This window comes from Micromonospora sp. PLK6-60 (assembly GCF_019890675.1).
Classification (GTDB): Bacteria; Actinomycetota; Actinomycetes; order Mycobacteriales; family Micromonosporaceae; genus Micromonospora.
The window spans coordinates 45,099-60,836 of the sequence record NZ_JAIOAA010000021.1 but is presented as its reverse complement, the minus strand read 5'-3'; the positions used below and the strand labels follow the sequence as shown (position 1 = coordinate 60,836).

Below are 15,738 nucleotides of genomic sequence, written 5' to 3'. Positions count from 1 at the left end.
GGGCCGGCTCAGAAGCCCTGCGCCGCGCCGTCGACGCGGGACTCCGAACCCGCCACGTACCCGCCGTCGGGCCGCCGCAGGATCGCCTGGCCGTACCCGAAGACGGCCGGCTCCGCCGCCACCGTGACCTGGTGGCCCCGGGCCCGCAGCCCGGCGACCAGCTCCCCGCCCAGCTCCGGCTCGACCAGCACCGCGCGGCCGGCGTGCCAGTACCAGCGCGGCGCGTCCAGCGCCGCCTGCGGGTCCAGCCCACCGTCGAGCAGCGCCGAGACCAACTGCACGTGCCCCTGCGGCTGCATGTGCCCGCCCATCACCCCGAACGGCCCCACCGGCACGCCGTCGCGGGACAAGAAGCCCGGGATGATCGTGTGGAACGGCCGTTTCGCCGGCCCCACCACGTTGGGATGGCCGGGATCGAGCCGGAAGCCGAGGCCCCGGTTCTGCAGGGCGAAGCCGTACCCGGGCAGCACCACCCGGGAACCGAACGCCAGGTAGGTCGACTGGATCAGGCTGACCATCATCCCGCCCGGGTCGGCCGCGCAGAGATAGACGGTGCCGCCCCGCTCCGGGTCACCGGCCGCCGGGGCGCCGGCCCGCCCGGTCACCAGCGCCCGCCGCGCCACCGGGTAACCGGGGTCGAGCAGCGCCGCGGTGGGCACCGCCGCCCGCTGCGGGTCGGCGACGTACGCGTGCGCGTCGGCGAAGCCGAGCTTGACCGCCTCGATCTGCCAGTGCAGCCACTCCACCGGGGACAGCGCCGCCGGGTCCACCCCGTCCAGCACACCCAGTGCGAGCAACGCGGCCAGCCCCTGCCCGTTCGGCGGCAGCTCCCACACCTGGTGGTCGCGGTAGCCCACCGCCAGCGGCTCCACCCAGGTCGAGGTGTGCGCGGCCAGGTCGTCGCCGGTGAGCAGCCCGCCCGTCCGGGCGGCGTACGCGTCCAGCTCGGCGGCGATCCGGCCGTGGTAGAAGTCCGCCGCCCGGGTCGCCGCGATCCGGCGCAGCGTCCGCGCCGCGTCCGGGTTGCGCCACCGCTGACCCGCCCGCGGCGCCGCGCCGTGGACGGTGAACACCCGGCCGAACTCGGCGAACTCCTCGCCCGCCGGGTCGCCGGGTGCGGCGAGCGCCCGGGCCCAGGCGGCGGCGACGCCGGGCGACACCGGGTGGCCGTGCTCGGCGTATCCGATCGCGTCGGTGAACAGGTCGGCGAAGGGCAGCGAGCCGAACCGCTCGTGCAGGTCCCGCCAGCCGGCCGGCGCGCCGGGCACGGTCACCGGCAGCCAACCGCGGGCGGGCAGCGCCGGCCCGGTGGCCTGCCCGCCGCCGAGCGCGTCCACCGGGGCGACCTCCCGACGCCCGGTGGCGGCGTGCACCACCTCCCGAGTCAGTCCGGCCGGCGAGCGGCCGGAGCCGTTCAACCCGTGCAGCCGCTCGCCGTCCCACACCATGGCGAACAGGTCGCCGCCGATGTCGTTCGACGGGGGTTGCAACACGGTCAGCGCGATCGCGATGGCCAGCGCCGCGTCGACGGCGTTGCCGCCGCGCCGCAGCACCGCCAGGCCGGTGGCCGCGGCGAGCGGGTGGCTGGTCGCCACCGCGCCGCGCGGGGCGTGCAGCGCCATCCGGGGGTACGCCATCCGCCATGTCTACCGCGTGCCGCGGCTCCCGGTCGACGGCCGGCCGGGTACCTCCACCCAGCGCGCGGCGGCCTCGAAGGTGTCGTCCGGGGTCGCGTTGAAGGCGATCGCCGCGTCCGGAGCATGCTGGTGCACCAGGTTGACCACCTGCTCGAACAGATCCAGCTGGTGGCGTACCCCTCCGCCGATCACGACGCACTCCCAGTGCCGCGCGCGGAGGGCGGCGGTGACCACCGTCGGGACGTCGTCGCTGCCGTCGAGACCGACCAGGCAGAACTCCGCCCCCACGCGGTGCTCCCGGAACCGGTTCCGGCCAGCCTCGATGGCCGCCGCCACCGGCGCGGGGTCCCACGGCCCGGGCACCCGGTGCGGATCGAGCCCGATCACGAGCACGCGGGGCGCCGGGGTGTCCATGCCCGTGAGGCTACGCCGGATCGGCGCCGGCATCCGCCCCGCGCGCCACGGACAGGCAGCCCGTGCGGCGGGCCACCCGCAGGCCGCCGGGCAGGTGCACGGCGCCCTGGCCGTGCCAGTCGGTCACCAGGGCGTCCAGCGCGCCGACGTGCCGGTGCGACAGCGCGGCCGGGGGCGCGCCCAGCTCGCGGGCCCAGGCGTGCAGCACCCGGGTGCGTACCGCCGGCGGCAGCTCGGCGAGCGCCACCACCGACAGCCCGCCCCCGTCGGCCCGGGCGGTCGCCAGGGCGGTGGCGGCCAACTCGTCGAGCGCCGCGGTGTCCGCCGCGACCAGCCGGGCCGTACGGGCCAGGTTCGCCACCACCCCCGGCCCGAGCACCCGCGCCAGCTGCGGCAGCAGGTCATGCCGGACCCGGGACCGGGTGTACGCCGGGTCGGCGTTGTGCGGGTCGTCCCAGGGCACCAGCCCGAGCGCGGCGCACGCCGCCCGGGTCTGTTCCCGGCCCACGTCCAGCAGCGGGCGCAGCAGCGGCACCCCGGACAGCTCCCGGCGCTCCGGCATCCCGGCCAGGCCGCGCGGGCCGGCGCCCCGGGCCAGCGCCAGCAGCACCGTCTCCGCCTGATCGTCCCGGGTGTGGCCGGTGAGCAGGGCGACCGCCCGGTGCTCCCGGGCGGCGGCGACCAACGCCTGGTAACGGGCCTCGCGGGCGGCCGCCTCGGGGCCGCCCGGCCGGCCGGCGACGGTCACCGGCACCGCCTCGACCGGGTCCAGCCCGGCGCCGGTGGCCCACTTGGCGACCTCGGCGGCCCGCTCGGCGGAGCCGGGTTGCAGGCCGTGGTCGACGGTGACCAGGCCGGGTCGCAGCCCGAGCCGGGGCGCGACGAAGACGGTGGCGGCGGCGAGCGCCAACGAGTCCGCCCCACCCGAGCACGCCACCAGGACGGTCCCGCCGGCCGGCAGGCCGGCCAGCGACCGGCGGACGGCGACCCGGACCGCGGCGACCGGCGGGGCGAGGGCGGCCACGGGCGTACGGCTCAGTCGGCGGCCGGGATGCCGCCGGCCGGACCGTGCACGCGGGCCACCCAGGCGTCCGGGTCGCCCAACTCCTCCAGCCGGGGCAGGGTCAGCGGCGAGTCGAAGACCTTGTTGAAGCCGGCCATGCCGACCCGGTCCACCACCCCGTGCACGAACTTGCGGCCCTCGGCGTACTGGCGCATCTTGACCTCGATGCCGAGCAGCCGGCGGATCGCCTTCTCCAGCGGGTTGCCCGACTCCCGGCGGCGGTTGAACGCGGCGCGGATCGACTCGACGCTCGGGATCACCTGCGGGCCGACGCCGTCCATCACGAACTCGGCGTGCCCCTCCAGCAGCGTCATCAACGCGGTGAGCCGGTCCAGCACGGCCCGCTGCGCCGGGGTCTGCACGATGTCCAGCACGCTGGTGCGGCTCTCCGGGTCCTTCACCGCGTCGGAGAGGGTGGCCACGCCCCGGCGCAGCCGCTCCAGCAGGTGCTCACTGCTCTGCGAGGCGTCGACGAACGCCTGCACCTCGCCCAGGAAGTAGGCCCGCATCCAGGGCACCGAGGTGAACTGGGTCCGGTGGGTGACCTCGTGCAGGCAGACCCAGAGCCGGAAGTCCCGCGGGTCGGCGCCGAGCTTCCGCTCCACCTCGACGATGTTCGGCGCGACCAGCAGCAACTGGCCGGGGTCGCCGGAGAAGACCTCGTACTGGCCGAGCACCCGGCCGGACAGGTACGCCAGCACGGTGCCGGCCTGCACCCCGGTCAGCCGCGAGCCGATCGCCTCGGTCACCGGGCCGGGCAGCTTGTCCTTGGAGAGCCGGCTGACCAGCGGGCTGATCACCTCGCGCAGCCCGGCGATGTTGGCCGCCGCCCAGTCCCGCCGGTCGACCACCCGCACCGGCGGGTGCGCCACCTGCGAGCGCAGCCCCGTGTAGTCGGCGACGTGCCCGGCCGCCTCGTCGGTCAGCCGCCGCAGGTCGGCGACGACCTCGGTGGCCTCGGCGTACGAGACCCGGGGGCCCGACTTGCTCAGGGCCCCCGCCGTCGCGGCCGCCAGATCCCAGTCCACGAACTGCGCCATGACCCCACGGTACCCGCGCGGCGACACCCCACCCGTCCTCCGCCGTTCCCGCTGCCCCGGGGCCGCCGGGTCAGCGACATCCGCAGGTGGCCAGGGCGGAGGTGATCCGGTCCAACGCCTGGCGGGTGTCGTCGAGGGAACCGACGGTCTGGTCGGTGAGCACGGCGAAGGTGAGCAGCCGGCCGTCGGCCGTGGTGACCAGGCCGGCGATCGCGTGCACCCCGGTCAGCGTGCCGGTCTTCGCCCGGACCACCCCGGCGCCGGCGCTGGTGGCCGCCCCCTGGTAGCGCTCGTCCAGGGTGCCCGACCAGGCGGCGACCGGCAGGCCACCGAAGATCGCGCCCAGCTCCGGATGGCGCCCGTTGCCGGCCAGGGTGAGCAGCTCGGTCAGCAGCGACGGGCTGATCCGGTTCTTCCGGGACAGGCCGCTACCGTCCGAGAGGTCCAGCTCGCCGGCGGGCAGGCCCAGCTCACCGGCGACCGCGTCCATCGCCGCCCCGGCGCCGGCGAAGCTGGCCGGCTTGCCCTTGGCCAGCGCGACCTGGCGGGCCAGCGCCTCGGCGATCACGTTGTCGCTGTCGCTGATCATGATGTCGACCAGCCGGATGACCGGCAGCGACTCGACCTTGCCCAACTCGGAGCCGGGGGCCGCGCTGTCGGCGGCGGGGCTGGCCGGGGCGGCCGGGGCCGTACCCTTGCCGACCTTCTCCGCGGGCACGCCGAGCAGCTTGGCGAAGGCCCGGCCGGCGAGCAGGTCCGGCGCCGGCGAGCGCTCCGCGGCGTGGTTGGTCTCCTCGTGGTGCTTACGGGCGTAGACCGGGTCGACCCGGGCGCCGTCGGTCATCAGGGCGGTGATCCGGGCGCCGAACCCGCCGACCGGGATGTCGTCGTCCCAGCCCGCCGCGAGCACCGGCCCGGGAAAGAGCGTCGAGTCGACGGTGACCTTCGTCGGCGCGGTGCCGCCCAGCGCCTCCCGTACCTGCTTGGCGAGGTTGTCCAGGCGGGCCGCGCCCGGATAGAAGCCGTTGCCGTCCACGGCCAGCGTCGGGTCGCCGCCGCCGACGAGCACCACCTCGCCCGGCGCCGCCCCGGCCACCGCCCGGGTCGGAATCCGGTACGCCGGCCCGCGCGCTTCCAGCACGGTCACCGCGGTCACCAACTTGGTCACCGACGCGGGCACCGTGGGGGCGTCCTCGCCCTTGGCGTACAGCGACTTTCCGGTGGCCACGTCGGCCACCGACACGTTCACCCGGCTGCCGAGCGCGGGCTGACCCACCAGCGCGGCGAGCGCGGCGCGTACCCCGGCCGGGGTCGGCTCCGGGGCGTTCGGGTCGAACGCGGCGAGCACCGCCTGCGGGTCCGGTTCGGGCGGCACCGGGCTCGCCGTCGGCTCCGGGGCGCCCTCGCCCAGCCAGCCGGCGACCGGGCCGGGACGGGCCACGAAGAGCCCCGCCCCGGCGAGGACGAGCAGCAGCACGGTGGCGAGCACGGCCAGCGGCAGCGCCCGGCGCCGGCGGGCCGGCGGCTGCGCGGCGCCGGGCGGCGCGACGACCGCGGTCCCGGCCGCCGGGGTACCGCCCGCCGCCGACCGCGGCGGGTCCAGGGTTGGGAAGCGGTCGTCGGGTCGACGGCCGGCGGGGTTGCCCCGGCCGGCCGGGGCGGGACTGACCGGGGCGGCGCCGGTCGGGGCGGGGCTGACCGGGGTCGCACCGGGTCCCCCCGACCGTCCGTAGCCGCCGGCCGGGGCACCGTAGCCGCCACCGGCGGGCGAACCGTAGCCGCCGCCGGACGGGGAGCCGTAGGTGCCGCCGGACGCCGCACCATAGGTGCCCCCGGGCGGCGATCCATGGCTGCCGCCAGGCGGGGACCCGGCGGTGCCGCCGGTGGGAGACCCGTAGGTGCCGCCGGACGGGGAACCGTAGGTGCCGCCGGAGGGCGCACCGTGGGGGCCGGTCGGCGCGCCGTAGCTGCCGGCGGGCGGTGCGGGGTAACCGTCGGGGCCGGCCTGGCCGGCCGCCGGAGCGCCGCCGTACACGGTGCCGGCGCCACGGCCGGGGCCGCCGGAGGCCGGGCGGGGGCGCGCCGGGGGCGGCGCGTCCCGATTCGGGAAGCGGCCATCGCGGTCACCGGAGCCGGGTCCGTCGAACCGCCGCCCGTCAACCCCCTCCGGGCGGTAGTGTGAATCTTCCCTCCCCACGACCCCCTCCTCCCCCGCACGAAAGCACCTTGGGTGACACTACTTCGGTCCGAACACTATGCGGCGGCCGGAGCCGGCGGGATTACATTCACCCGTCCGGGAGCGGCGCCACTGGTTCCGTTAGCCAGCGTGGGCAAACGAGGGAGCGTGGAAGATGGATTTCGACGTCACGGTTGAGATCCCCAAGGGTCACCGCAACAAGTACGAGGTGGACCACGCGACCGGCCGGATCCGGCTGGACCGCACCCTCTTCACGTCCACGCAGTACCCGGCCGACTACGGCTTCATCGAGGGCACCCTGGGCGAGGACGGCGACCCGCTGGACGCCCTGGTGCTGGTCCCCGAGCCGACCTTCCCCGGCTGCCTGATCCGCTGCCGCACCATCGGCATGTTCCGGATGACGGACGAGAAGGGCGGCGACGACAAGGTGCTCTGCGTCCCCTACGAGGACCCGCGCCAGGAGCACCTGCGCGACATCCACCACCTCGGCGAGTTCGACCGGCTGGAGATCCAGCACTTCTTCGAGGTGTACAAGGACCTGGAGCCGGGCAAGTCGGTCGAGGGCGCCACCTGGGTCGGCCGGGTCGAGGCCGAGGCCGAGATCGCCGCGTCGTACCGGCGCGCCAGGGAGGCCGAGGAGCGCGGCGAGACGCTGCACTGAGCCACGGACGTCACCGGGCCCGGGTCGCACGCCGACCCGGGCCCGGTCCGTCCGCGATCAACCGAGCAGGCCGCGGGCCCGGTCGTAGAGGTCCAGCACCGCGCAGGCCACCGGCACCACGGAGACCACCAGCGCGGTGTCGGCCAGGTCGGCCACCCGACCGACGTACGGCGACACCGGCCGCCGGGCGTACGTGCTGCCGGCGGCCACGGTGACCAGCGCCAACGCCAGCCCCCCGACGGCCAGGACGAGCCGCCCGCCGGGGCCGGCTCCGGCGGCGAGCACCCCACCGAGGACGGCGAACCCGGCCAGGCCGGCGGTGACCGGTGGCACCCGGTGCCGCACCGCGACGAAAAGCCGCGAACGCAGCAGCAGCACCGCCGCCACCACCCCGACCAGCAGCCGGCCGGCCAGGCCACCCGCGCTGGTCAGCACCGCCACGGCGGCGACCGCGAGCACGGCGTGCCCCAGCAGCATCCCGGTCAGCATCTCCTCGGTCCGGGCCACCGCCGCGTGTACCCGCCCCCGGTCCGGCAGGTCCCGCGTCCCGGTGGAGTCGTCCGGCTCGCCGGACGGCAGGGTGACCGGCGGCAGCGGTACCTTGCCCAGCCGGATGGCCAGCAGCGGCATCGCCCCGAGCGCGAAGACCAGCAGGCAGAGCAGCACCGCCGCGGTCCCCGCCGCGTCGAGCGCCAGCCCACCGGCCCCGGCGAGCGCGCCCACCAGGCCGACCGTCGCGCCGGCCACGAAGACCCGCAGCCGGCTGGCCACCCCGATCAACCCGAGCACCGCGACCAGCAGCAGCGTCACCGAGCCGGCGAGCAACTCGGCGGCGCCGAGCCAGGCCAGCGGCCCGAACGGGCCGACCCGGTCGCCGGAGCCGACTGCGAGCGCCCCGGCCGCCGCGGCCCACGGCAGCGCGTAGCCGCCGAGGGTGGCGCCGGCCGGACCGTCCGCGTACGCCCGGGAGGCGGCCGTGCCGGCGAGGGTGAGCAGCAGCGCCACCGCCGCCGCGACGGGCGCCCCGGCGGGCTGCCGCGGCCCGGCGGCGAGCACGGCGAGCAGCCCGACGGCGAGCGGGACGGCCGCCCCGACCAGGGTGGCGGCCCGGGTGGCCGGGGCCGACCACGCGCTGCCCCGGCGGCGCGCGCCGTCGGCGATCGCCTCGGCCACGTCGTCGTACTCCAGCTCGGGCCACTGCGCGCGGGCCGGCACCAGGTGCAGCACCTCGCCGTCGCGCACCCCCTGCGGCAGCAGCGCCTGCGCGCCGGCCAGCACCGCGCCGTCGGCCCGGCGCAGCACCCAGCCGCCGTGCCGTTCACCGTCGTCGGCGAGCCCCTCACCGGCATGCCGCAGCACCTCCGGCAGCAGCTCGGCCAGGGGTGTCTGCTCGGGTAGGGCCACGTCCACCCGCCGCTGGGGCGCGCTGATGGTGACCCGGGCCAACCCCGTTGTCATCCAGTTGTCTCCATATCGCGGTAACGGTGGCTGCGCGGACGACAGGACTTTACCTACCATGAGCCAGGCTCGGGTTACCGAGAGCTACCCAGGAGGTCGCGTGTCCACCGTCGTCATCAAGCGGCCGCCCCGCCGGCCGGCACCGGAGATCCCGGCCGGCGAGCTGCCCGTCGACGCGCCGCCGGAGATCCCCTCGGTGACCGGCGGGCGGTGGCAGCAGGCGCTGATGGTGCTGCCCATGCTGGGCGGGACGGTGGCCATGGCGATGATGTTCGGCCGGGGCGGCGGCGCCTACTCGTACGTGGTGGGCGGGATGTTCGGCCTCTCCTCGCTGGCGATGCTGGTGACCTCGTGGGGCAGCGCCGCCGGGACGCCGCGCCGGTCGGAGATGATGGCCGCCCGCCGGGAATACCTGCGACACCTCACCGCGCTGCGCCGTCGGGTCCGGCAGACCGCCGGCCGGCAGCGCGCCGGGCTCTACTACCGGCACCCCGACCCGGGCCGGTTGTGGTCCACCGTGCACAGCCACCGGGTGTGGGAACGCCGCCCGGACGACCCCGACTTCGCGGTGGTCCGGGTGGGCGTCGGCCCGCAGACCCTGGCCACCCCGCTGGTCCCGCCGGTCACCCGGCCGCTGGAGGAGCTGGAACCGATGACCGCCGGCGCGTTGCGCCGGTTCCTCGACGCGTACTCGGTGGTGCCGGAGCTGCCGGTGGCGCTGTCGCTGCGCAGCTTCGCCCGGGTCTTCGTCCGCGACGGCGGCGCCCGGCCCGGCGGCGGCGGTGCCTCCGCCCCGGCGCTGGCCCGGGCGATGCTCACCCAGCTCGCCGTCTTCCACGCCCCGGACGAGCTGCTCGTCGCGGTCTGCGCCGGGCCGGAGCGGCGGGCCCGGTGGGAGTGGGTGAAGTGGCTGCCGCACGCCCACCACCCCACCCGCACCGACGCCCTCGGGCCGGTGCGCCTGGTCACCAGCTCCGCCGCCGAGCTGGAGCGGCTGCTCGACGACGTGCTGGCGAGCCGGTCCCGGTTCAGCCCGGCCGGCCCGGCCACCGACGGCCCGCACGTGGTGGTGGTCCTCGACGGCGGCGACCTGACCGGGGCGACCGAGCTGACCGGGGACGGCGGCATCGACGCCGTCACGGTCGTCGACCTGGACACCCCACCGCCCCGGCTGCTCGACCGGTACGCGCTGCTGTTGGAGTTGCGCGGCGAGCGGCTGCACTCGTCCTCCGCGGACGGCCACGCCGAGGTGGGCACCGCCGACCGGCTGGACCTGGTCGAGGCGGAGGCGGTGGCCCGCCGGCTGGCGCCGCTGCGGCTGGCCGCCGCGGTCCGCGGCGCGGACGGCCCGGCCGGCGCCGAGCCGGGCCTGCCGGAGCTGCTCGGCCTCGGCGACCCGGAGAGCTTCACCGCCGAGCAGGGCTGGCGTCCCCGGTCCGCGCGGGACCGGCTGCGGGTGCCGATCGGGGTGGGCGCCGACGGCGGTGCCGTCGAGCTGGACCTGAAGGAATCCGCCCAGGACGGGATGGGCCCGCACGGTCTGCTGATCGGCGCGACCGGCTCCGGTAAGTCGGAGCTGCTACGCGCGCTGGTGCTCGGGCTGGCCGCCACGCACAGCTCCGAGCAGCTCAACTTCGTCCTGGTCGACTTCAAGGGCGGCGCCACCTTCGCCAGCTTCGACCGGCTGCCGCACACCGCCGCGGTGATCACCAACCTGGCCGACGCGCTGCCGCTGGTGGACCGGATGGTCGACGCGATAAACGGTGAGGTGCTCCGCCGGCAGGAGCTGCTGCGCCGGGCCGGCAACTACGCCAGCCTGCGCGACTACGAGCGGGCCCGGGCCGCCGGCACCCCGCTCGCCCCGTTGCCGTCCCTGCTGCTGATCTGTGACGAGTTCTCCGAGCTGCTCGCCGCCAAGCCGGATTTCATCGAGCTGTTCGTCCAGATCGGACGGGTGGGCCGGTCGCTCGGCATGCACCTGCTGCTGGCCTCGCAGCGGCTGGAGGAGGGCCGGCTGCGCGGGTTGGACACCCACCTGTCCTACCGGATCGGGCTGCGGACGTTCTCCGCCCTGGAGTCCCGCACGGTGCTCGGCGTGCCGGACGCCCACGAGCTGCCCCGCTCACCGGGGCACGGCTACCTGCGATTCGGCACCGACCCGCTGATCCGGTTCAAGGCGACGTACGTCTCCGGGCCGGTCCGCCGACCGGTCGGGGCCGGCGCCGGCCCGGCCGGTACGCCCCGACTGCTCGCCTTCACCACCCACCACGTCCCGCCGCCCGAGCCGGTCGGCCCGGCCGAGCTCACCGCCGGCCCGGCGGACGGGGCGACCCTGCTCGACACGCTTGTCGACCGGCTGGCCGGGCAGGGGCCACCCGCGCACCAGGTCTGGCTGCCCCCGCTGGGCCCGGCGCCCACCCTGGACGACCTGCTCGGCCCGGTGGCGGCCGACCCGGTCCGCGGGCTCACCGTGGGCAACCCCGAGCTGCACGGCGCCCTCCAGGTGCCGGTGGCGCTGGTGGACCGGCCGCTCGAACAGCGGCGGGACCTGTTCTGGCTGGCCCTGGAGGGCGCCGCCGGGCACGTGGCCGTGGTCGGCGCGCCGCAGCGCGGAAAGTCCACCCTGCTGCGCACGCTGGTCTGCGCGCTGGCGCTCACCCACACCCCGGCCGAGGCGCAGGTCTACTGCCTCGACTTCGGCGGCGGTGGGCTGGGCACCCTGCGCGGCCTGCCGCACGTGGGCGGGGTGGCCGGCCGGCGTGACCCGACCACGGTGCGCCGCACGGTCGGCGAGGTCGCCGCCGTGCTCGCCGGGCGGGAACGCCGCTTCGCGGAGCTGGGCGTGGAGTCGATGGCGGCCTGGCGACGGCGGCGGGCGGCGCCGGGCGCGGCCGACCCGTACGGCGACGTCTTCCTCGTTGTCGACGGCTGGAGCACCCTGCGCGGCGAGTACGACGACCTGGAGCCCCTGATCACCGACCTGGCCACCCGTGGCCTGTCCTACGGGGTGCACGTGGTGGCCAGCGCGGTGCGCTGGACGGACTTCCGGCCGGCCATCCGGGACCTGTTCGGCTCCCGGGTCGAGCTGCGCCTCGGCGACCCGTCCGACTCACAGGTCGCCAACCGGCAGGCGGCGGCGAACGTCCCGGACGAGTCGGGGCGCGGGGTGACCGCGGAGAAGCTGCACTTCCTGACCGCGCTGCCCCGGGTGACCGGTCTCGGTGCGGAGCCGGCGGACCTGGTCGACGCGGTCGCCGCCGCCTGGTCCGGGCCGGTGGCGCCGCCGGTGCGGCTGCTGCCGCCGGTGCTGCTCTACGCCGAGCTGGACCTGTCGGCGTCGGCCGGGCTCCGGCTGCCGGTCGGCATCGCGGAGGCGGACCTGCGCCCGGTTGAGCTGGACTTCGCCGCCGAGCCGCACTTCCTCGTCTTCGGCGACGCGGAGTGCGGCAAGTCGTCCTTCCTGCGCGCCCTGGCCACCTCGATCGTCACCCGGTTCACCCCGGACCAGGCCCGGGTGATCCTGGTCGACTACCGGCGCGCGCTGATGGAGTTGCAGGAGCTGCCGCACGTGATCGGCTACGGCAGCGCGGCGGCCTACACCACCGACCTGATCGAGTCGGCGGCCGGCTACCTGCAACGCCGCATCGCCGGGCCGGAGGTGACCCCGGCACAACTGCGGGACCGGTCCTGGTGGTCCGGGCCGGAGCTGTTCGTGTTGGTCGACGACTACGACCTGGTCGCCAACGGCCCGGCCAACCCGCTGCGGTCCCTGGAGGAATACCTCCCCCAGGCCCGGGACGTGGGCCTGCACCTGGTGCTCGCCCGCCGGGCCGGTGGCGCGGGCCGCGCCCAGTACGAGCCGATCGTGCAGCGGCTGCGGGAACTGGCCACCGCCGGGCTGGTGATGGACGGCAGCCCCGAGGAGGGCCAGTTGGTCGGGTCGGTCCGCCCCGGACCGCTGCCGCCGGGCCGGGGTCGGCTGGTCACCCGCCGCGACGGCGTACGGCTGGTGCAACTGGCACACCTCCCGCCCGGATGACCGGTGTCCCGGGATTTCCCCGTCGCGGGCGGGAAACCCGGTAATCTCTCCCAGCATGTGTCCGTCGCGATGATTGGCTGAGAATGTGACCAGTCTTCGGCACCGCCGCCCGACGGCGCCCCGGCGTCCCGCCGCGCGGACGCTGCTCGGGGCGCTGGCCGTGGTCTCGCTGGCCGGCACGCCCACCGCGGCGCAGGCGGCGCCGCACCGGTCCGCTCCGGAGGGGTGGCGGGTGGCCGCGCCGGTCGCGGCGACGGCCTCCCGGGAGGGCGTCACGGCACCGTTCGCCGTCGCCCCGGTGGACAACCCGCGCCGGCTCGACCAGATCCGCGACGAGCAGTGGCAGCTCGACGAACTCCGGGCGGAGACGGCCTGGCGCACCTCGACCGGCAAGGGCGTCACGGTCGCCGTCATCGACTCCGGGGTGGACGGATCGCACCCGGACCTGGCCGGCCAGGTGCTGCCCGGCATCGATCTGGTCGCCCCGGGCGGCGCCGAGCCGGACCCGGTCGGCCACGGCACCACCGTGGCCGGGCTGATCGCCGGTCGCCGGGACGACGAGCGCGGGGTGGTCGGCCTCGCCCCGGACGCGAAGATCCTCCCGGTGCGGGTGCTGGACGAGGAGAACCGCTACGACGACGCGATGATCGTGGCGAAGGGGGTCCGCTGGGCGGTCGACAACGGCGCCCGGGTGATCAACCTGTCCCTGGGCGGCAGCGGCAACAGCCCCGCCCTCGCCGCGGCGATCGACTACGCCTTCGCCCGGGACGTCGTGGTGGTCGCCTGCACCGGCAACGTCGCCACCTCCACCTCCCCCGACGTCTGGTACCCGGCCCGCGAGCCGGGCGTGCTGGCCGTGGCCGGCCTGGAACGGGACAGCGCGAACCTCTGGTCCGGGTCGATCACCGGCCAGGAGACGGTGCTGGCCGCGCCCGCGACCCAACTGGTCGGCGCGCGCCCCCCGGACGCCTACTGGCGGGTGCAGGGCACCAGCTTCGCCTCGCCGCTGGTGGCCGCCACCGCCGCTCTGGTCCGCGCACGCTACCCGGAGATGTCCGCCGGCGACGTGGTCAACCGGCTGCTGCAGACCGCCCGGGACCTCGGGCCGCTCGGCCGCGACGACCGGTTCGGCTACGGCCTGGTGGACCCGGTCGCGGCGCTCACCACCGAGGTCCCGAAGGTGGGCCGCAACCCGCTCGACAACAACGAGACCCCGGCGGTCGTCGGCTTCGGCGCGGCCCCCGGCTCCGCGCAGGACGTGCGGGCCGCGGGCTCCGGGTCCGACCCGCTCGGTTTCGCCGCGCCGCGACAGCGGGCCGGTTGGACGATCCACGCGGGCGGTGGCGGGAACGGCGCCGACCCGGAGCGACTCTGGACCGGCCTGGCCCTCTTCGTCGCCCTGGTCACCGGGTCCGCGCTGATCGTCCGTCGCTTCCGGCAGTGGGGTGGGTGACCGACCCGTCCCGGACTCGGCCGCAGGCCACGGCCCGCCGACCGGCCACGAGCCACCGACCGGCCACGGCCCGCCGACCGGCGCCGAGCCGGGGCAGGCCTTAGCCGACGCTCGACTGGGTAGCACCTCCGACATGTCCGCGCCCCGATCGCACACCACCACACCGGCCCCGTCGTGGCGGCGCCGTCGGCTCGACCGGCAGCACTCCCTGGGCCTGCGCCTCACCCTGGCCGCGACCGCCGCGTTCCTGGTCCTGGTGCCGTTCGCCCTGCTGATGCTGCTGGTGCTGACCGCCTGGCCACCCCTGCACGACCTGGACCGGTCGGTCACCGACGCCCTGCACGGCTACGCCCTCACCCACCCCGGTTGGGTGCGGGCGATGAGCTGGTGGACGGACGTGTTCGGGCCGACGCCGCTGCGGCTCGTCGCGCTCGTCGGGGTGCTCTGGCTGCTGTGGCGGCGGGCCCGCCGGCTCGCCCTCTGGGTGGTCACCACGATGACCGTCGGCGCGTTGCTCGGGGCCGTGCTGAAGCTCCTGGTCGGCCGGCACCGCCCGGAACTGCTCGACCCGGTGGCCCGGGCCGCCGGCTGGTCGTTCCCCTCCGGGCACGCGCTCAACGCCACCCTGTTCGCCGGGGTGCTGCTGCTGGTCCTCCTGCCGTACGCCCGCGACCGGTGGTGGGCGAAGCTGGCGCTCTGGACGGTGGCCCTGCTGATCGCCGTGGCCACCGGCTTCAGCCGGATCGCCCTGGGGGTGCACTGGGCCAGCGACGTGCTCGGCGGTTGGCTGCTCGGGGTGGCGGTGATCGTGGCGACGGCGTCGGCCTTCACCACCTGGCGGCGGCAGGTCGGCCGGCGGCCGGTACGGACGGCCCGGGAGGGCGTCGAACCGGAACTCGCCGACAGCCCGAACGCCACCGGCGGCCGGGACGTGGCGTAGTTACCCACCCCCCGGGGTAAAGGGCGGCTCATGTCCGATGTCGCGGTCCACGTCGCCCGGCGGGTGTTGCTGCCGATCGCCCTGCTGCTCGCCACGATGGTGGGGCTGGGGCTGCTGGTCACCAAGGTCCTCACCCGGAGCTGGCCGTTCACCGTCGAGGACGCGGTGAACCGGGAGCTGGCCGGCGACCGGACCGGCGGCTGGAACGACGTGTCGCTGGTGTTCAGCACGCTGGCCAGCACCCAACTGATCGTGGTGGTCACCGTGCTGGTGGCGCTGGTGCTGCGGCTGGTGTTGCACCGCTGGCGGGAGCCGCTCTTCCTGTGTGCCGCGGTCAGCGCCCAGGCGCTGGTGTTCCTGCTGACCACCATCGCCATCGACCGGAAGCGGCCGACCGTCTCGCACATGGATGTGTCCCCGCCGACCTCCAGCTTCCCGTCCGGGCACACCTCGGCGGCGGTCGCCCTCTATGTCGGCATCGCGCTGCTGCTGGCGCTGCGGGCCAAGAGCACCGTGGCAAAGGTGGCCTGCTGGTCGCTGCTGCTGGTGCCGATCGGGGTGGCGCTGACCCGGATGTACCGCGGCATGCACCACCCCAGCGACGTGGTCGCCTCGTTCCTCAACGGCGGCACCTGTGTGGTGATCATGGCGCGCGCGGTCCTGGATCGCAGCGTGAAGTGGGGTCGGGCGAAGCTGCCGTCGATCGGCCGGCCGGACGGCGACGTCGCCGAGGCCCCCGCCCCCGCCGGCAGCTGACCCCACCCCTGGGGCGCGATCCCCAGCAGCGCGCCCCAGGCGCACGCCTCCCAGCTACACGCCCCTCAGGACGCACGACC

Annotated in this window: 11 protein-coding genes; 5 read left to right on the top strand and 6 right to left on the bottom strand. The window is 76.2% G+C overall.

Annotated elements, in window-relative coordinates; translation table 11 throughout:
* Positions 1-8: 8 nt before the first annotated feature.
* The 5 genes from K7640_RS26850 to dacB all read right to left on the bottom strand — a co-directional run bounded on the left by K7640_RS26850 (position 9) and on the right by dacB (position 5,643).
* On the bottom strand, positions 9-1,637 hold the full coding sequence (locus tag K7640_RS26850) for a gamma-glutamyltransferase family protein (protein ID WP_222957717.1): 1,629 nt from the start codon (positions 1,635-1,637) through the stop codon (positions 9-11).
* 9 nt (positions 1,638-1,646) lie between these two features.
* Positions 1,647-2,051: a hypothetical protein gene (locus K7640_RS26845; protein ID WP_222957716.1), complete on the bottom strand. Its 405-nt coding sequence runs from the start codon at positions 2,049-2,051 to the stop codon at positions 1,647-1,649.
* A 10-nt stretch (positions 2,052-2,061) separates the two neighbouring features.
* On the bottom strand, positions 2,062-3,075 hold the full coding sequence (tilS, locus tag K7640_RS26840; protein WP_222957715.1) for a tRNA lysidine(34) synthetase TilS: 1,014 nt from the start codon (positions 3,073-3,075) through the stop codon (positions 2,062-2,064).
* 11 nt (positions 3,076-3,086) lie between these two features.
* Complete coding sequence (locus K7640_RS26835) at positions 3,087-4,154, bottom strand: zinc-dependent metalloprotease (protein ID WP_222957714.1); 1,068 nt, start codon at positions 4,152-4,154, stop codon at positions 3,087-3,089.
* Positions 4,155-4,224: 70 nt separating this feature from the next.
* Positions 4,225-5,643, bottom strand: coding sequence for a D-alanyl-D-alanine carboxypeptidase/D-alanyl-D-alanine-endopeptidase (gene dacB, locus K7640_RS26830; protein ID WP_374198130.1), 1,419 nt, complete (start codon positions 5,641-5,643; stop codon positions 4,225-4,227).
* Between the two features lie 862 nt (positions 5,644-6,505).
* Here dacB and K7640_RS26825 point away from each other — a divergent pair.
* Positions 6,506-7,012: an inorganic diphosphatase gene (locus K7640_RS26825; RefSeq protein WP_222957712.1), complete on the top strand. Its 507-nt coding sequence runs from the start codon at positions 6,506-6,508 to the stop codon at positions 7,010-7,012.
* 57 nt (positions 7,013-7,069) lie between these two features.
* On the opposite strand, the gene eccD is transcribed toward K7640_RS26825, so the two are convergent.
* Positions 7,070-8,470, bottom strand: a complete 1,401-nt coding sequence (gene eccD / locus K7640_RS26820) for a type VII secretion integral membrane protein EccD (protein ID WP_222957711.1) — start codon at positions 8,468-8,470, stop codon at positions 7,070-7,072.
* Between the two features lie 100 nt (positions 8,471-8,570).
* On the opposite strand from eccD, the gene eccCa reads away from it, so the two are divergent.
* The 4 genes from eccCa (at position 8,571) to K7640_RS26800 (ending at position 15,658) form a co-directional block, all read left to right on the top strand.
* Positions 8,571-12,509: a type VII secretion protein EccCa gene (eccCa, locus tag K7640_RS26815; RefSeq protein WP_222957710.1), complete on the top strand. Its 3,939-nt coding sequence runs from the start codon at positions 8,571-8,573 to the stop codon at positions 12,507-12,509.
* Positions 12,510-12,594: 85 nt separating this feature from the next.
* Positions 12,595-13,962, top strand: a complete 1,368-nt coding sequence (gene mycP, locus K7640_RS26810; protein WP_374198129.1) for a type VII secretion-associated serine protease mycosin — start codon at positions 12,595-12,597, stop codon at positions 13,960-13,962.
* A gap of 133 nt (positions 13,963-14,095) precedes the next feature.
* The gene (locus K7640_RS26805) at positions 14,096-14,902 is read left to right on the top strand and encodes a phosphatase PAP2 family protein (RefSeq protein ID WP_222957708.1); all 807 of its coding nucleotides are present in this window, start codon (positions 14,096-14,098) and stop codon (positions 14,900-14,902) included.
* Positions 14,903-14,932: 30 nt separating this feature from the next.
* Positions 14,933-15,658 carry a phosphatase PAP2 family protein gene (locus K7640_RS26800; protein WP_222957707.1) on the top strand — a complete coding sequence of 242 codons (726 nt, stop codon included), beginning with the start codon at positions 14,933-14,935 and terminating at the stop codon, positions 15,656-15,658.
* Positions 15,659-15,738: the final 80 nt, after the last annotated feature.